Origin of the sequence: Paenochrobactrum pullorum (assembly GCF_041929845.1) — a bacterium.
Lineage (GTDB): Bacteria > Pseudomonadota > Alphaproteobacteria > Rhizobiales > Rhizobiaceae > Paenochrobactrum > Paenochrobactrum pullorum.
Map to the genome: position 1 here is coordinate 249,806 of NZ_JBHEEH010000001.1, position 18,827 is coordinate 268,632.

The window sequence follows — 18,827 nt, forward strand, 5'->3', positions numbered from 1 at the left end:
ATGCGTCTTGCGTCAAGCAGATATAGATTAATTCTCACATGTGTGAATGAATGTTACAGGTTAATTTCATTCATCTGCAATTTTCTCGGACTTGTGTTTTCCGAGTTTTTTGATGGCATTTTCCATCACCTCAACCGGCAGTTCAATCAAGATCGGTGCTTCGGTGAAAAGCACTGCGGCTTCAATTTTATGCTGCGGATAAAGCGGCTTCATCAACTCGCGGTAAAGCGCTAGCTGGGTGATATAGGCAGGTGGCACTTCTTCAAGCGTTAAAGCAGGTGGGCGGTTGGTTTTATAGTCAATGATGCGCACGGTCGTATCAGTAACGCTCAACCGGTCGATAATGCCCGAAACAGCCTGTTCTTTGCCGTTTAAATCAAGCATGCCCATCACGGAAACTTCCGTTTTGGAATTGATGTCAAAAACATCAGCAAAGGCCGGATCATTGAGGATTGTCTCAATCGACTCCCAAGCCTTTTGACGGTTTTCCTCGCTCCAGTCTTTGCCTGCATGTTGTAAATATTGCTGCGCCACAGCGCCGCGTTCATCAACCGGCACATTGGGCAAATGCTGCAATAAAGCATGCATGATGGTGCCGCGTTGAAGCGCAAAAGCGGGGCTGGTGTTTATCGCTTCAAGAACGGGCGAATGATTGCCGAGTGGCGGCGCATCTTCCAATTCAATGAGTGCTGAGGCACCCGATGGTGTGAGCGGTCGCGGCATGCCCTTTTCAGGTGCCATACGGCTACGGAAAAGCTCCGGCAATGGCGGATAGTTATGCGGCTTGCTTTCTTCGGTCTCTTGAATGGTGATATTGCCAAGGGGTGTTTTTTGATAACGGCGCGCTGTGACACCTGCAACAGGATGCCCGAATGGCTCTGACAACGGGCTTAAAGCATCATCAACAAGCTTGTGCCATGTCTCATCAACTTCGCGCACACCACGATAGCCGCAGACGATCAAACGGTCTTCTGCGCGGGTCATACCGACATAGAGCAGGCGGCGATATTCTTCCTCAGAGCGGGTTTTAAGTTCTTCGCGCCGCTCAATCGTGGCAGCGGTTTCAAGCGATTGATTGGGTTGCCATAAATAGCCTTTGCCCTGAAACCCGTCCGGCTCATGCATGGGAATGGCCATCAGTTTGGGTGCCTGACTGCTCGTCCATGCGCTGTTGCCCGGATCGACCAAGAAAACAATGGCTGCTTCCAGCCCCTTGGAGGCATGCACAGTCATGATGCGCACTTCATCGCGACGTTGATCAAGTTCACGCTTGATCTCCGGCGTGGCGGCTTCCAGCGTCTCCAGAAAGGATTGTAAGCCCGGTAGTCCGGCACGCTCCGTTGCCAGCGCGTAATTTTGAAACTCGTCGATAATATCACCCGCTTCCGGCCCAAGACGTGCCAGCAGCAAACGGCGCGCACCGTCAGCACTTAAAATATGGGTGTAAAATTCATAGACCGGCATCGTGTCAGCCATGGAGCGCCAATGGCTGAGCTTTTTGTGAACTGCTGCCAGTTCTGCATCTTCGCGCGAGGCTTGATAGAGCTTTTCAAACAGGATTTGCCCTTTGGCGCGCCCATAGGCAAGCGTGAATAACTTATCATCATCCCAGCCGAAAAGCGGACTTTTCAACAAAGCTGCCAGCGACAGATTATCAGCTGGTTGCAGCACAAAACGCCCGATGGCCATCAAATCCTGAATGGCGATATGCGAGGTCAGGCGCAAACGGTCGGCACCGGCCACCGGCACCAGATTGTTTTTCAGTGCACGGGAAAGGGCCGGCATAAACTGGTCACGTTTACGCACCAGCACCATAATATCACGTGGTGCGATTTTTCGCCCCTTACCGGCAATAATCGCACCGCTATCAAGCCAGTGGCGGATGGTTAGAGCAATCTGGTCGGCAAGCCGGATGGCAGGCGCTGCCAGATGGTCGACAGGTGTGCGCCAATCATCGGGTTCTTCCACGACTTGAGGGCTGAGCATATCCCAGATTTCCACGTCCCCCGGCGCATCACTGCGGATAGCGGCGTGCAAAGTAGGGCCGGGCACCAGCCCAAGCCCGCGGAAAGCTTCAGGGCGGGAGAACACTTCATCAACAGCGCTCAACACATCTGGCGTCGAGCGGAAAGAGAAATTGAGGCTGACTTTTTCAAAAGTAAGCTCGGCACGTTCGGCTTGTTTTTTAACATCATTGCCCGAGGCTGCAAAATCCTCCGGCACTGCCCCTTGGAAAGAGTAGATCGACTGTTTTTCATCGCCCACCGCAAAAAGGGTACGCCGGACATCACGTTGGCCAAGCCCTGAGAAAAACTCGTCAGACAGCATACGGATTACGCGCCATTGGTCAGGGCTGGTATCTTGCGCTTCATCGACAAGCACATGGTCTATGCCGCGATCAAGCTTATATTGCACCCATTGCCCCGCGCCATCACGGGCGAGAAGCGCCACGGTGCGGGTGATGAGATCATCAAAATCCAGTAAACCGCGACGGCGTTTTAATAATTGGTAGCGCGACAAAAGCTCGTCGATAATCTGATAGGCGGCAAGATTGATCCGCACCAGACGCAATAGCTTGATCCGCTCCACCGCTTCATAAATGCGGGTTGAGGCATCGATGAAAAGATCATCAAAATTCGGCAGCAGTTTACGAACCGCGGCTGAGCCGACATAAGACGCAGCTTTCGGCATACCGTCGGTTTTTTTCAAAAAGGCTTCGGTGAGTACGGCTTGTTTGTCACGTAATGATTCTACTTTGCCAAGCTGCTTCAATTGCAGGGCAAAATCCTGTGCGCGTGCCGCCCCTTTCGGAATGGAAAGAATGAGATCAAGAACATCTGTCTCAAACTCAATAACCGGCAACTGGTCGTTTAAAATGGTCGCTTCGGTCTCATGCGGCTCAAAGCGGAAAATACTGCGTAAAGCGCTTTCACGTTCTGATGCTACGCCAAGTTGGCGCAAAAATTCGTGTAATCCGTGGCGCTGGCGAATGGCTTCATCCAACAGGTTTTGCAGGCCAAACTCACCGGCTGTATCCAGCACTGTGGTGAAGGCTTCGGCCAAAGCTTCATTGCCGCCATTATGGGCCGTTTCCAGCAATTGGCGGCGCGCTTCGCCAACAAGTGCTGCTTGCATCAAATCGTCCAGCATTTCAAAATGGCCGGCAATATTGGCTTCCAGTGGAAACTGATGCAGAATAGCTTCACAAAAAGCGTGAATGGTCTGAATTTTCAAACCGCCCGGTGTTTCCAATGCCCGTGCAAACAGGCGGCGGGCGATATTCAAACGCATTTCAGAAGGAACTTGTCCTTCAAGCTTTTCCAGCACTTTTGCCAGTTGTGCATCATCCAGCATCGCCCAATCGGAAAGCCGCGAGAAGACGCGGTTTTGCATAACCGCCGCTGCCGCTTTGGTGTAGGTAAGGCAGAGAATTTTTGAAGGGTCGGTGCCCTCCAGCAACAAGCGAATAACGCGCTCGGTCAAAACATGGGTTTTGCCTGAACCGGCATTTGCCGAAACCCAGACACTGTCAAACGGATTGGCGGCCTTGCTTTGCGCCTGAATTGTTTCGGGTGGAATGTTCAATGGTGTTTTCATTCGCTTGCCCCTTCTCCACCATCTGCGCCACCGGCAGACCATTCCAACACGCGGGCGAGATGGTCATAATCACCAGTCAAATCCGTTTCACGGAACGGCAGAGCACGTGACAGATAGCCTTTATTTTCAGTTTTATAGTCGCTCAGCAATTCTTCGAGCCTGCGCCATGCTTCTTCGCCGATTTCCGGTGCGGATTTCTGACTTGGTTCCGGTCGGCTGATCTTCAAAATAGATTCCGGCACCACAGCACCGCTGGCTTTCAGGCGCACATAAAGCAGATCAGAAGCTGGAATCGCGCCCACTTCCTCAAAGGCACCGCGCGCCTGAAGGGCAGCTTCGAGTGCCAGCTGTGGCGACAAGAGAATGTGGGCTTGCTTTAATGAAGGGGTTGAACCGGTTTTAAAATCGATGATCTCGGTAGTGCCGTCCTGCATCACATCCACACGGTCGGCGCGGCCTGAAAGCGTGATGCCGAGCGAGCCGATTTCACGTTTTTTCGAAGCGATTTCGGCGTGACGGATTTTCAAATTATAGTTGCGCTCGCGCTCCCAGTTTAAAAATTCTGGCACCAAAGCTTCAAAACGCGGCCACCAAACGGCTTCAATCTCGATCGGCAGATCGGCCTCGGCAAAAAACTGACGGCCAATTTCAATCAGGTTTTGATGCGAGTCTTCAGCCATCACATCGAAGCCGGATTGCGTGAAATGCCCGATAATATCATGAAATAGCGTGCCGCGCTCGGCAGGACCCGGATCACGGATGAGGGGATCAAGCGGGTTCAGTTTCAAGATTTTACGCGCATAAATCGCATATGGGTCGCGCCGCAATGTTTCGATATCGGTGACCGAAAAATGCGTCGGGCGGGCAGAAACCGGTGGTTTCGGCTCCGGTCGTTTGACGAAGGGAATATCGGCAGAGCGATCAATCTCGCGCGCCCAGTGCAGAAAACGCCCACCGCGCTGACGCATGGTGTCAGTCACTTCATTGCCAAGCACAGTTTGCAGGCGTTGCAACCAGCGAGACGGCACTGTCGGGGCATTGTCGGTGCGGTCAGCGCGCGACAACACCACATGATCCATGCCTAAAGCCATCTGGAAATCATGAGCGGCAAGGCCGGTGCGCCGCTCTGGCGGTTCCAGTGCGATGGCCGCTTTCATCGGGCGCGACATGAACGGGTCATTGCGGGTTTTGGAAGGCCAGCTGCCTTCGTTCAAGCCGCCGATAATCACCGTATCAATGGTTTGCAGACGGGCTTCCAAGGCACCCCAAATAAACAGGCGTGGATTGCCGCCCGGTCGTGGCTTGACGGTTTCACCGGAAATTAAAGCTTCAAAAACCGCAGGCCATTCAATGGTTTCAAACTCCAGATCGGCTTCTGTGGCAATCAGATTACGCAACAGGGACGCAAATTGTTCGCCTGCCTCGCCGGAATAAAGCGCCCCGACATTTCCCTGCTCATCACGAGCGAGTGTTTCCAGTACCTCCACGCTTGCGCGCACAATGGCTGCCATATCAGTGTGCTGACCGGCACTTTTGGTGAAGTCTGCCAGTGGTTTAACCGCTTCTGACAGTTCTTCACATAAAACTCGCGCATTGGTGATCTGTTCTTCAACAGTCAGATCAATCCACAAAGGTTTGCGGTTAGCATTCAGCCCTTCGGTGAGTTTACCCTCGAAAAACTCCGGCAATTCAGCAATAGACGCGCGGCCCGTGCCGCCACGAAAGGCGATCAGTTCCAGTGCTTCTGCCGCTAAGCGGCGCTCGATGCGTGGTTTGCCAAGCTTTGTCAGCGGGTGTTTCAGCAATGCCAGCAATGCCACCGGATCGCCGGGATTAAAGATGGTTTCAATCACCAGTCGCATGAGGGTGACAGGTTCGGCATCGCGCAAAAAACGCCCGCCTGAATCATCGGCCTCAATGCCAAAGCGTGCCAGTTCTGCGGCCACACGGCGCGCCAGATTACGGTCGGCGGTGACAAGGGCTGCGGTTTTGTTTGGATCGCTGATGGCTTCACGTAAAGCACAGGCAACGCTCAAAGCTTCCTCGCGCTCATTGGCGGCTTCAATCATATCGATTTGTTTTGTGGCGGCCAAGCGATGCTCAAGCGTCATATCCGGTTGGCTTAAAAGATCACGCCAATGTTCGGTGCTTTCTGCCGGACGCAGTGCTTCGGCGGCAATGCGCTCTAAGGTTCTTTTTTCAGGCGAATGATCAGGCAAATATTCAACCGCATCGCGGTTGGTGCTCATGCGGGTGAGCAATTGATAAAAACCATATTGCGGATGGCCGAATATAGACGGGTTTTGCTCAGGCCGACCTAAAATGTGCCAAGCCGCATCATCAAGGTCGCGGTCAAGGCCGGGCAGCACTAATGCGCCTTGTGGCAGCTTGGCGATTGTGGCGATCAGTTCGGCGGTGGCAGGAATGGAACCGGTGGTACCGGCAGCAATCACAGGGCCTTCCGGTGGAAAACGCGTTAAACGATCTGTTTCGATTTCAATCAGGCGATTGCGATAAGCAGCCGGATTGGAAAGTCCGCGCTCTTTCAACACTTCCGGCCAAATCGTGGTGACGATTTCCAGAAAACTCAATGTCACCCGCCACCAGTCAGCAAGTTCGTCAGGGGCGATGAGTTTCAGCTCTGCCCAATCGGCACTTTCGGTTTCCACCTGGTCCATCAGATTGGCCAGATCACGCGCCAGCCAGATGGCGTCGGCGGTGGTGGTCGGTACTGAAACATCTTCAACGCCAAAAAGCGCGCGTACATGTTCAGGCAGGCTCTCGCGCCAAGGTTTGATCAGGCGGGTGAGCAGAAGCAAGCGCTCGGCTTTGTTGATAGGCGGATTGAGTTGCAGAAATTCACGCGCATCCGCATCGAAAAACACCGCTTCTTCATCCACATCACCAAGGGCGCGGATGGTGGGCAGAATAGCCGAACGGGCATGGCTCTTTTCCACCAAAAGCGAGCGCAGACTGCGTGCGGCACGGCGTGTCGGCACATAGATGGTGGCTTTGGCCAATGCCAGCGGATCGCTTCGATCAGCCGGAAAACCTTTGATGATTTTACCTTGCAATAGGGCATCGACAAAGCTTGGCAGAAAGGGTGTGCCAGGAGGAGTAGAAAATATGTGCGGGTCTCTGTTGCTCATAATTTTCTTCCTTCTTTTTTATTTGAGGGCTTCGAGCGCCTTTTCTGCGTCTTCGATAGCATCTGGCGTTCCGACGGTCAGCCAATGGCCATGCATGGGCATAGCATATAAACGCTTAGTCGCAATGGCATGGTCAAAATAGCGGTTGAGTGAGGAGATACCAGTCTCTGCATCTTTAAAGATGCGTGGATGAATGATTGCTGCCCCTGCATAAATAACCGACTGCGGATCATCATGCTGACGGCGCAAAAGTTGGTTGTCGGGCGTCAGGGTAAAGTCGCCCTTGCCGTCATATCCGGTTGCCTGATCAAGACGTGCAACCATCAGCAAAATATCCATGCGGGTTTCATCAAAAGCTTCTGCCATTTGGTAAAGATTGGCAGGTTCGCCTTGTTGATCAACCCAGAATGTATCGGCATTGAGGATGTAAAAAGGCGCATCACCTAACATCGGCAAAGCATTGATAATGCCGCCTGCGGAATCAAGCAGTTCTGCGCGCTCATTCGAAATGCTGATCGCTAAATCATGGCGGTTTTGCAAATGCGCTTCCAAGATGTCGGCCAGATAATGCACATTGATCACTGCTTGCTCGACACCTGCTTGTGCTAGTGAATCCAAACCGTAATCAATCAATGTTTTACCGGCAACTCTGACCATTGGCTTCGGGATGGTGTCGGTGATCGGGCGCATTCTTTTACCCAAACCTGCCGCCAGAACCATCGCTTTTTTTGGATGGATCATGGTTTTTTCTCCGCTAACAGACCGTATTTTTCATACCATTCCGCCACTGGATTTAAAGATGGGTGGGTGAGGACGCGACGCAAATAATCCTGAATGCGGGGCAGATGCGCCAAATAATGTGGCTTGCCGTCACGTTCATCAAGACGCACAAAAATGCCAAGGATTTTGGAATTGCGCTGCGCACCCATAATTGCATAGGCGCTCAGAAAAGCAGTTTCATCAAAAGCTTTGGTTAAACCCTTACGGGTTTCGCAATAGGCGGCAATGATTTGCTGTTCAAGCTCTGCGGAAATTGTCACGCGAGCATCCAATGCAAGTGACGCCAGATCATAAGCGGCAGGGCCGTTCATGGCATCTTGGAAGTCGATCATGCCGATGCGGTCAATGCCGGTTTTATCTTCAAACCAGAACAGATTGGGCGAATGATAATCGCGTAAAAGCAGGCTTTTTTCTGTTGTGGCAAGATGCTCAAAAACTGCATCCCATGCATCATGATAGGATTGTTTTTGTGCTTCATCCGGTTGTTTGCCGGTGATGCGCGGCAGATACCAATTGCATAATAAATCCACCTCGATCATCATTGCATCACGATCAAATGGTGCGAATTGATAGTCGTCGCAACCCGTGACCGCAACGCTCAATGGCCAGTCAACTTGGTGAAAATGCGCCAAGAAGTGCGCAGCCTCCAAGTAACGCTCGGAAATGGGGTGACGGTCTGCATCAAGCACACCCTCAGTGCCTAAATGCTCCATCAGAATAAAGCCATTAGCCAAATCTTCGGCATAGATTTCCGGTACACAAAAACCTTGCGGCTTGATTAGCTTGGCAATAGCGGAAAACGGAACGCAGTTTTCAGCAATATGCGCGGTTTTGCGGTAAGTTTTGCCATTGGGCAATAAAGGTTCGCCGGTAATCTTGGGCGCATTCATCAGGATTTCGGTACCGAAATCTGAAAACACTGTTTCATAAGCGCGGGGAGATGCATCGCCCAGCAAATAGCGGCGCTTGGCTGGCTGCTTGTTTAACAGGCGCTTATGCTCTTCTAAAAATGCGCGGATATCACGGGAGCGGGTCAGGCGTTTGGCAGCATTTAGTTGTGCGGTAATGGTAACAAGGCGGCCTGATTCTCCATTATCAGGATGGCGCAATTCAATGGCAAAGGCAGGCGTGCCCAACATGCCTTCGGCTTGTTCCGGCCATTCGACCAGCACAGCACCATCTTGCAAAAACTCGTCAAAACCCAGTTCATCCAGTTCATCACCACCAGACAAGCGGTAAAGATCGGCATGGGCGATAGGCAAGCGCAACTCATCATAGGCCTGCACGAGGGTGAAGGTCGGGCTTGGCACTTCGTAAGATTCATCATTGGCAATCGTGCGGATGAGCGCACGCGCCAGCGATGATTTTCCGGCACCCAAATCGCCGGATAATGTAACCAAGTCGCCGCGATTAAGCGCCAGTGCCAGATCTTCGCCCAGAGCAATGGTAGCCGCTTCATCGGCAAGGCTGATTTCAAAGATTTCTGATGCGGACATGATTTATTCGGCTGCGGCGCGGAAACTGCGCGCCTCAATCGGAAAACGACAGGTGACAGTGGTGCCGCTATTGCTGGCGGTTTGAATGTGAACGGCACCGCCATGAAGTTCAACAAAGCTTTTGACAATGGACAGGCCGAGACCAGCACCACGCTTGCGGCCACCATTATTGTGCGATTGGAAGCGCTGGAAAACACTGTCGAGCACTTCGCGCGGCATGCCCGGACCTTCATCCTGTACGCTGAAGATAATCTCGTCTTCTTCGCGCTCAACCATCAGGCGGATATCGCTGTCTTCCGGTGCATAATTGGCGGCATTGCTGAGCAGGTTGAAGAGAACCTGACGCAAACGATTGGCGTCGGCCCGGAAACGTTCCGCATCTTCGCCAATATGCACGGCAAGGCCGATATTATGTTCGCGCAGACGCTCGGCTACTCGCTCGGCGGCTTCATTGATAGCGCTACTTACATCTACATCGTCGATTTCCAGCTCCATGATACCGGCATCAACCGTTGCCAGATCGAGAATGTCGTTCACAATGGTGAGAAGCACCGAGGAAGACGAGCTGATATGGTCGAGATATTCATGCTGGCGCTCGTTGAGCGAGCCGAATGACGGGGTCTGCAACAGTTCGGTAAAACCGATAATATTGGTAAGCGGTGAACGCAGCTCATAAGAAACATGCTGCACGAAATCGTTCTTGATCTGGTCGGCAAATTCCAGCGCTTCGTTTTTGTCTTTCAACGCGCGCTCGACATGAACCGTATCGGTCACATCGATGAAGGTCAGCATAGTCTGGCCTTTTGGCAGCGGCACCAATGCATAAGACAAAACATTGCCGTCTGATAATTCGATCTGTCCGGCCTGACCATCGCGTACATCGGTAAAACCGGTGACAGCGGAAATGAAATCCTGCCAGATTGGGCTGCCGGCACGCTTTTCGGTCATGCGGGTGATGTCGGTGATATGCACCCCTTCCACCACCATGCCGGACGGCAATGACCACAAATTGGCAAAAGCCGGATTGGAAAGGCGGATGCGGCCATCGGCACCAAACACGGCAACGCCTTCAGCCAGATGGTCGAGCGTTTCACCCTGAACACGGATCAGCGTATTATAACGGCCTTCCAGTTCGAATTTCTCGGTCATATTTTCAAAGAACCAAGTCACGCCGCCTTTGGGATGCGGATTGGCAACAACGCGCATGATGCGGGTGTCGGGCAGATGCCACATATGTTCTTGCGGCTCGACCGATCGATAGGCGGAGAGCATGGAATCTTTCCAGCGTCGCCATTCCGGCTGTTCCGGCAATTTGCCGTCACTGCGCAAACGGTCAAACAGCAATGCATTGCTCGGGCGCGATTCCAAAAAGGCGGTATCAAGCGACCACAGGCTGCTGAATGCTTGATTGAAAAATTGCAGCTTCATTTCCGGATCGAAGATCGCTACAGCCGTGGAAAGCTGATCAAGCGTTTCGGCATGACTGCGTAATGTGCGCTGCAGCTCTTCGCGCACTTGTTCGATTTCGCTGATATTGGCGGCAAAACCGGCAGAACCTGCTTCGCCCGGTACTTCTATCACATCAAAAATATGGCGGTCACCGGCAATGACGGTCGGCAATTGATTGCGGAAACCGGATGGCCCCATCCGTTCGCGTTCCATCCGTTCGCGCGCTTGGGTGCCGAAAAGTTCGCGGCCTTCTTGTATAGCCTGAATACCGTCTGCCGCTTCAACTGCCTTGACATAGGCATCATTGACCCATTCAAGCCGGCCTTGATCATCTCTGATCCATACTGCCTGATCGAGCCGGTTCATCAGGCTGCGCAACAGATTGAGCGTCTCAAAAAGATGGTGGTTCTCGGTTTTCAAAACCGCACATTCTGCCTGCACCCCCTGCAAGTGGATGAAGCGGGCAATGGCCAAGCCACCGGAGGTGCGGCCATTGACATCAAGCAATGTGCCGTTGACAGTTTCCACCACCATATCAAAGGTAATGGCCTTTTCGCGTAAATCACGAATGGCATGCTCAAGCGCCATCACGGAATCTGCACGCAGCCAGCGGCCAAAGGCTAAAAACTGCGAACGATCAAGCGGTGCGCCGGTATCGTCCGGCAACAGACCGACAACTTCGGAATTGGCATTATAGCCATCCCAGATAATGATGCGCTGGTCTTTGAGATTGAGAAGCGCTTCATTGCGCTGGGCAATCATGCCAAGCTCGGCGCATTTGGTGCGCAGTGCTGCCGTTTCATTGACCATTTTGCTGCGGTCGCGGATCAGCCAGCCAGCGGTCAGAAGAGCAGCGCCCATTGCACCGGCAAAGGTGGCAAATTGCACCACATCCAAGGCGCTGACAGTGCCGAAAGGCAGTTCGATATGACCGGAAAACTGGCCGCTTTGGGCGTGACCAAGTGAGGTGAAAGAGAAAAGCGCGGTGGTGGAGAGTGCCAGTGAAAATGTTTTGTTTTTTAAAGTGCGCAACCATTGATATGCGTGTGCGCCGATACCTTTAACGCTTATAGCTGTAGGGCCTGTGCCGATGCAGGTTTTGGCCGGTAATGAACCGGAATCGCTTCGTAAGCTCTCAAATGAGCCAAGGCCTTGCATAGTTTCTGTTCTCCGCCGCGAGAAAACAACAAAACTCGGTGTGAGAAGCCGGATTTCATTGTCTGGAATTACATCAGAGCGCCGTGCGTCCTTTTGGGAAAAGCACGATGCCTAGTCTAACATTCAACATACAGCTTAGAAACCGGTACAAAAGGTTAAATTCAAAAGGCTCGGTATTCCTGACGGAATCCGGCGGCATTTGAAAATAAAGCTACAGTCGAATCAGTCCACAATACCCTTATGTGGAATCCCCGTGAAGCGTCTCAATGATAAAAAGAAAGGTCGGGCAAAAGATAAATTGCCCGACCTCAACATGTAGTATTATAGTTAATGAATTATTAATATCTGTAGTGTTCTGACTTGTACGGGCCTTGTGGAGTGACACCGATATATTCGGCCTGCTCATCAGAAAGCACAGTCAGTTTCGCGCCCAGCTTGTCGAGGTGCAAACGTGCAACCTTTTCATCAAGGTGTTTCGGCAGCACATAGACCTGATTTTGGTAAGCCTCAGGACGTGTGTAAAGTTCGATCTGACCCAGCACCTGATTGGTGAAAGAAGCAGACATCACAAAACTTGGGTGACCGGTGGCATTACCGAGATTGAGCAGGCGGCCTTCCGAGAGAAGGATGATGCGCTTGCCATCGGGAAACTCAACCAGATCAACCTGTGGCTTCACATTGGTCCATTTCAGGTTCTTCAATGCAGCAACCTGAATTTCATTGTCGAAGTGGCCGATATTGCCGACAATGCACATGTCTTTCATCTGGCGCATGTGATCGAGCGTGATCACATCTTTGTTGCCGGTGGTGGTGATGACGATATCAGCGGTGGACGCTGCATCATCAAGGGTCACCACTTCAAAGCCGTCCATTGCAGCCTGCAATGCGCAGATCGGATCAACTTCGGTGACTTTAACGCGGGCGCCAGCACCCAGCAGCGACTGTGCGGAGCCTTTGCCCACATCACCATAACCGCAAACAACAGCCACTTTACCGGCCATCATCACGTCGGTGCCGCGACGGATACCGTCGACGAGCGATTCTTTACAGCCATATTTATTGTCGAATTTCGACTTGGTGACACTGTCATTGACGTTGATCGCAGGGAAAGGCAGCAGACCTTTTTTATGCAACTGATAAAGACGGTTCACACCGGTGGTGGTTTCTTCCGTCACGCCCTTGATGGCTGCGCGCTGCTTGGTGAAGAAGCCAGGGGTTGCTGCCATACGCTTTTTGATCTGGGCAAAGAAGTAGATTTCTTCTTCGCTTGATGGGTTGCTCAGCACATCTTCACCAGCTTCAGCACGGGCGCCAAGCAGGATATACATGGTGGCGTCACCGCCATCATCCAAAATCATGTTGGATGGTTCGCCATCAGTCCATTGGAAAATCTGATCGGTATAAGACCAGTATTCCTCCAAGGTTTCGCCTTTGATGGCGAAGACCGGAACACCGCTTGCAGCAATGGCAGCCGCTGCATGATCCTGTGTCGAGAAAATATTGCACGATGCCCAGCGCACTTCAGCGCCAAGGGCTGTCAGTGTTTCAATCAGCACGGCTGTCTGAATGGTCATGTGCAAAGAGCCGGAGATGCGCGCGCCTTTAAGTGGTTGTGACGGGCCGAATTCTTCACGTGCGGCCATCAGGCCCGGCATTTCGGTTTCCGCAATATCCATTTCCTTGCGGCCCCAATCGGCAAGGCCGAGATCCTTGACGACGTAATCTTGTTTGGCGGTCATCCTAAAGCTCCGATAGCTGTTGATGGGTAATAGATGTTGTCTGCTGCCATTGGAGTTTCCGATAAGATTTCATCGAAACGCGGCCATGGCAAAATGCTTTTCATATTCTTCAACTAACAGATCATGACCAAATTAACAATGGGATATAAAGAAATCTTTATGCGTATATGTTGGTGTTTTTATCTCTTTATGTTAACCGCGCACAAAAAATAATGGTTCTTTTTTCTTACGCATCTGATTGATCATTTTCATTGCTCTTAAACTTGGCTAATTATCGCTCTATCCATGTTGCAAATTATTGCTGGTCATCTGGCTGGTAATATATGCAGGTCATTGAAAAGGAATATGATGATGTCGGCTACACGCCTCGAACTTCTGGCTAAAAAATCAGATACCAGCCTGCCGGTCTGGTTTGTTTCAAAAAACAAAGTGGAAGAGGCGGGATTGAGCGCGAGTGCTGCGGCTTGGGCAGAGCGCCATGATTTTGATGGTTCGGCTGGCGCATTTCTGGTGGTTCCGAACGAAAAAGGTGCCATTGCCGGTGCTTTGTTTGGTGTTGGAGAGCCTGATCGTGAAGGCCAGTCCCGTATGCTGGCGGGTAAATTGTCGGCGCTTTTACCGGCAGGTGACTGGCATATCGAAAATTTACAAAGTGATGCGAAACTTGCAGCACTTTCTTTCTTGATGGGCGGCTATCAGTTCAATCACTATCGCAAGGGTTCATCCAAAGGTGCCGTGCGCTTGGCATTGCCGGGAGGTGCCGATCTGGCCGAGATCAACCGCATTGCATCAGCGGTCACTTTGACCCGTGATCTTATCAATATACCGACCAATGATATGGGGCCGGAAGCGCTGGAACAGGCTTTGCGCAATTTAGGCGCAACACACGGCGCCAAGGTCAATGCGATTGTCGGCGATGCGTTGCTGGAGCATAATTTCCCGATGATCCATGCGGTCGGTCGTGCCGGTGCGCAGGCACCGCGTCTTCTTGATCTGACATGGGGCAATGAAACCGACCCGAAAGTGACCTTGGTTGGTAAGGGCGTTTGCTTTGATACTGGTGGTCTCGATATCAAAAGCCCTGCCGGTATGCTGTTGATGAAAAAAGACATGGGTGGTGCCGCCAATGTGATCGGTCTGGCCGCAATGATTATGGCTGCCAAATTACCGGTTCGTTTGCGTGTGCTTATTCCGGCGGTTGAAAATGCCATTGCCGGCAATGCTTTCCGTCCGGGTGATGTGCTCACCAGCCGTAAAGGTTTGACTGTTGAAATCGGCAATACCGATGCCGAAGGTCGTCTGGTTCTGGCTGATGCCTTGGCGCTGGCGGATGAAGAAAAGCCGGAATTGCTGATTGATATGGCAACTTTGACCGGTGCTGCCCGTGTGGCGCTTGGGCCTGATCTTCCGCCATTCTACACGCATGATGAAGAGCTTGCTGCTTCGGTTGCAAAATCTGCTTATCAGGTGGCGGATCCTGTCTGGCGCATGCCGCTTTGGGAGCCATATGAGAAGAAGCTTTCATCACGCATTGCCGACATGAACAATGTCACCACTGATGGTTTTGCCGGTTCCGTGACGGCGGCTTTGTTCTTGTCGCGCTTTGTTGAAAACAGCGCACAATGGGCGCATTTCGACATTTACGGCTGGACACCGGTTGAAAAGCCGGAAGCACCATTTGGTGGTGCTGCACAAGCTATCCGCACTATCTATCAGGTGCTGTTGGATCGTTTCGGCAAAGCTTGATTTGAAACTATCTTGGCGGGCTAATTAACTTTAGCCCGCTGATCTGCTTGCACAACCGGCAAAGACGCGCTTTTATGGGAACTATCCGTAACAAGAGCTATCTTAATGCCGGTTGAGCTGAAACCACTGCAATCGCTGACCTTGCTGAAAAACCTGGCACTGACGCAGGTTCGTGATGACATGCATGATCTGACGACAAGACAGCTGACGATTTTACTGACAATTTATCTCGATCCGCCGCCCCATACGGTGCGCGCACTTGCGCAGCATTTGGGTGTCAGCAAGCCGGTGATTACGCGGGCGCTGGATACAATGGGGGCTTTAGAACTGGTATCGCGTCATCGCGATGAAAAAGACCGTCGCAATGTGCTGATCAAGCGGACAGTGACAGGTGCATTATATGTTGAAAGCCTTGGTGATCTGGTGATTAGAACCGCCAAAGAGCTGCCTTTATAAGTTTAAACTTTAAAAATTAAACAAGGTGGCCATAGCCTGAGGAATGAAGGCAAAAGATTCACTGCTGGCAGACACCACCAAAACAGCACTGATAATAGCAACAAATGTGAGTACGCCGATCAAGCAGAACTCCAGAACCGAAGCGCTTGAGCGGTTTTTTGCAAATCTGTTTAATAATCCAGGCATTATTGTAAATCCCGCCTTTATGCGAACCTGGTGACCAATCTATCGCTCCAAGATTTTAATGGTCTTAAAAAACAAGGTTAACAAATTCACTCATGCGTTTTTTGTTGAGCTTCAAGTCTTGAGATAGAGGGTGACCATAAGCATCTTCTGCGTTATGGCTTAAAATAAAGCTTTTTAATGATGAAGGTGATAAATGCCTGAATTGCCTGAGGTAGAGACGGTTCGCCGTGGTTTGCAACCCTTTATGGAAGGGGCAAAAATTGAAAAAGTGCAACAGAACCGGGCTGATTTACGTTTTCCTTTTCCTGAAAAACTGTCTGAAAAAATCACCGGAAAGCGTATTGAGGCACTGGGACGAAGGGCGAAATATCTGACCATTCATTTGGAGGATGATCAGACACTGATTTCGCATCTGGGCATGTCCGGTTCCTATCGTATTGAAAGTGATGCGGCTGAAACAGTGCCGGGGCAGTTCACCCATGAGCGCTCCAAGAAAAGCGTGCATGACCATCTGATATTCTCTTTATCGAATGATCAGGGGCGCAAAACCAATATTATTTATAATGATCCGCGCCGTTTCGGTTTCTTGGTGCTGGCACAAACCAGTCGTCTCGATCAGCATCCTTTTTTGGAAAAACTCGGACTTGAGCCGACAGGCAATTATCTGTCCGGTGAATGGCTGGATAAAGCCTTTGCAGGTAAAAAAGCACCTTTAAAGGCTGCATTATTGGATCAAAGCCTGATTGCAGGGCTTGGCAATATTTATGTTTGTGAAGCGATGTGGCGCACAGGGCTTTCGCCATTGCGCAGTGCCGGTTCTGTTACCACGCAAGGCGGCGCGGATATTGCTGTGGCGGACAGGCTTGCCACCAATATTCGAGAAGTGATTGCCGATGCGATTGCTGCTGGCGGTTCAAGCCTGCGCGATTACAGGCAAGCGGATGGCGAGCTTGGCTATTTCCAGCATTCCTTCTCGGTCTATGGTCGTGAAGGTGAGCCATGCCGCCGTGAAGGCTGTAAGGGTACGATTTCGCGCATCACACAAAGCGGACGCTCCACCTTTTGGTGCGAGAGTTGCCAGCATTGATGAGAGAAGATCAAGGTTAAAGAGGAGGAGATTGACCCGATGACATATCAGACCATCATCATCGAGACGCATGACAAGGTCGGGCTGGTGAAGCTGAACCGTCCCGAAGCGCTCAATGCTTTAAACAAGCAATTGCTGGAAGAGTTGCGCGATGCGCTGACAGCTTTTGAGGCTGACGATGCAATCGGTGTCATTGTGCTGACAGGCTCCGACAAAGCCTTTGCCGCTGGCGCTGATATTAAAGAAATGCAGCCGGTCAGTTTTGTCGATGCCTATATGAGCGATATGTTCGCCGGGAATCAGCATATGGATTATGTGCGCAAACCAGTGATTGCGGCAGTTGCAGGCTATGCGCTGGGTGGTGGCTGTGAACTGGCAATGATGTGCGATTTCATTATTGCCGCCGATAACGCCAAATTCGGTCAGCCGGAAATTACCCTTGGTATTATGCCGGGCATGGGCGGGTCGCAGCGTTTGACCCATTATGTCGGGAAGTCCAAGGCAATGGAAATGTGCCTGACCGGCCGTTTGATGGGTGCCGAGGAGGCAGAGCGCTGCGGCTTGGTTTCGCGTATTGTGCCTGTTGCCACTCTTCTTGAAGATGCCATGAAGACAGCGCACAAGATTGCAGGCTTTTCGCGCCTTTCCGTTTTGATGAACAAGGAGGCGGTCAACCGGGCTTATGAGGTCTCTCTCAATGAGGGCTTACGCTTTGAGCGGCGCCTTTTCCATTCGCTCTTTGCGCTGGAAGATCAGAAGGAAGGCATGGCGGCTTTCATTGATAAGCGCAAACCGGATTTCAAGAATCGCTAAATATAGCGGAATCAGACGGGCAGAGCTTGATGTGACACATGTTTTGCTTCTTTTATCAGATGCCGAAATTGAAATATTTTGAATGAAAACAAGAGTCTCAAGGGCTTTAAAGGCTATAAAACGGGTGTTTCCATGCGCTTATGGTCAGAATCTGCGTTGACGTTGATGGAAAGCTGATCTATAAGCGCCCCACGGTTCGGTGGCATATATGCCGCCCTTATAGTTTTGTGCACGGCGGTTATATTATACACCCGCTGGATAGCTGACAGTAAAAAGAGAGGCATTTATGGCCAACACTCCTTCGGCCAAGAAAGCGGTGCGCAAGATTGCTGCCCGCACTGAAGTCAACAAGTCACGTCGTTCACGCGTGCGTACTTTCATCCGTAAGGTTGAAGATGCGATCATCGCTGGTGACCAGACAGCAGCTCAGGCTGCTTTGCAGGCTGCTCAGCCAGAGCTGATGCGCGCTGCAACCAAAGGCGTTCTGCATAAGAACACCGCATCGCGTAAAGTGTCACGTTTGACCAAGCGCGTTCAGGGTCTTTCAGCTTAATCGTTGTCAGGTTTTGATATCAGTTTAAAAAAACCCGGCTGTTTCAGCCGGGTTTTTTGTTATCTGCCAATGGAATATGTTCAAGTTTTTCGCATGCGTAAATATGACTGGCCACATCTCGGACAATGAGAGTTAAAAGGACAGATGGTTAGCTTGCTATCAGTTCAAAGCGCACATCATTTGAGATGGCTTTGGCGCAGCTAAGATTAAGCTTACGCTCCCCTTGAGTACTCGCTCTTGAAAACTCGCTTCAGTGTAGCTGCATGAGGCTTCCAAACGATTCTTCATAAAACAAGAATTGGTTGAAACCACGCATCCTATCCTGCTGATATAGCTTAAATTTCCATTGGAATCGGTCTCGGCGCTTAAAAAATGAGCGTACGATTATTGCGTTAAAGGCACAAATATTCGTCAATAGTATCATATAGTTACAAGTTTAATCCACGCTTGTCCACAGGCTCCGGAGGGACTCGGAAGGGCTTGAGAGTCAAGCGAATAATTAATATTTTTTTTGCTGCAATTTTGGAGGTCAGAGTCGTGAATTTCAAAAAAATAAAACGCTTTGAATCCAATGGTCTTACGCGGTTTTTATCCGATTCTCCCTGTCAAGATGCTCTT

12 protein-coding genes are annotated in these 18,827 nt (G+C 51.2%); 5 read left to right on the forward strand and 7 right to left on the reverse strand.

The features are described 5' to 3' along the window. Positions 1-66: 66 nt before the first annotated feature. The 6 genes from addA to ahcY all read right to left on the reverse strand — a co-directional run bounded on the left by addA (position 67) and on the right by ahcY (position 13,368). Positions 67-3,597, reverse strand: coding sequence for a double-strand break repair helicase AddA (gene addA, locus JNC77_RS01335; RefSeq protein ID WP_374828924.1), 3,531 nt, complete (start codon positions 3,595-3,597; stop codon positions 67-69). Further along, complete coding sequence (gene addB, locus JNC77_RS01340; protein ID WP_374828925.1) at positions 3,594-6,746, reverse strand: double-strand break repair protein AddB; 3,153 nt, start codon at positions 6,744-6,746, stop codon at positions 3,594-3,596. The genes addA and addB overlap by 4 nt, the downstream gene beginning before the upstream one ends. Before the next feature lie 18 nt (positions 6,747-6,764). Next, positions 6,765-7,487 carry a nucleotidyltransferase family protein gene (locus JNC77_RS01345; protein ID WP_374828926.1) on the reverse strand — a complete coding sequence of 241 codons (723 nt, stop codon included), beginning with the start codon at positions 7,485-7,487 and terminating at the stop codon, positions 6,765-6,767. Beyond that, positions 7,484-9,022, reverse strand: a complete 1,539-nt coding sequence (gene tsaE, locus JNC77_RS01350) for a tRNA (adenosine(37)-N6)-threonylcarbamoyltransferase complex ATPase subunit type 1 TsaE (RefSeq protein WP_374828927.1) — start codon at positions 9,020-9,022, stop codon at positions 7,484-7,486. Before tsaE ends, JNC77_RS01345 begins: the two co-directional genes overlap by 4 nt. Positions 9,023-9,025: 3 nt before the next feature. Then, on the reverse strand, positions 9,026-11,629 hold the full coding sequence (locus JNC77_RS01355) for a sensor histidine kinase (protein WP_374828928.1): 2,604 nt from the start codon (positions 11,627-11,629) through the stop codon (positions 9,026-9,028). 338 nt (positions 11,630-11,967) lie between these two features. Continuing rightward, entirely contained in the window at positions 11,968-13,368 is a 1,401-nt protein-coding gene (gene ahcY / locus JNC77_RS01360) for an adenosylhomocysteinase (RefSeq protein WP_374828929.1), read from the reverse strand. A gap of 351 nt (positions 13,369-13,719) precedes the next feature. On the opposite strand from ahcY, the gene JNC77_RS01365 reads away from it, so the two are divergent. Next, entirely contained in the window at positions 13,720-15,114 is a 1,395-nt protein-coding gene (locus JNC77_RS01365) for a leucyl aminopeptidase family protein (RefSeq protein ID WP_374828930.1), read from the forward strand. Positions 15,115-15,219: 105 nt separating this feature from the next. Next, a complete protein-coding gene (locus JNC77_RS01370; protein ID WP_374828931.1) occupies positions 15,220-15,570 on the forward strand; it encodes a MarR family winged helix-turn-helix transcriptional regulator in 351 nt (116 codons plus the stop codon). A gap of 9 nt (positions 15,571-15,579) precedes the next feature. On the opposite strand, the gene JNC77_RS01375 is transcribed toward JNC77_RS01370, so the two are convergent. After that, positions 15,580-15,756 (reverse strand): hypothetical protein, encoded by a 177-nt coding sequence (locus JNC77_RS01375; protein ID WP_374828932.1) that lies wholly within the window; start codon positions 15,754-15,756, stop codon positions 15,580-15,582. 193 nt (positions 15,757-15,949) lie between these two features. Between JNC77_RS01375 and mutM the strand changes: the two genes are divergently transcribed. The 3 genes from mutM to rpsT all read left to right on the forward strand — a co-directional run bounded on the left by mutM (position 15,950) and on the right by rpsT (position 18,209). Continuing rightward, complete coding sequence (gene mutM, locus JNC77_RS01380) at positions 15,950-16,843, forward strand: bifunctional DNA-formamidopyrimidine glycosylase/DNA-(apurinic or apyrimidinic site) lyase (RefSeq protein ID WP_374828933.1); 894 nt, start codon at positions 15,950-15,952, stop codon at positions 16,841-16,843. Between the two features lie 39 nt (positions 16,844-16,882). Further along, complete coding sequence (locus JNC77_RS01385; RefSeq protein ID WP_374828934.1) at positions 16,883-17,656, forward strand: enoyl-CoA hydratase; 774 nt, start codon at positions 16,883-16,885, stop codon at positions 17,654-17,656. A gap of 286 nt (positions 17,657-17,942) precedes the next feature. Beyond that, positions 17,943-18,209 (forward strand): 30S ribosomal protein S20, encoded by a 267-nt coding sequence (gene rpsT / locus JNC77_RS01390; RefSeq protein ID WP_374828935.1) that lies wholly within the window; start codon positions 17,943-17,945, stop codon positions 18,207-18,209. Positions 18,210-18,827 lie beyond the last annotated feature (618 nt).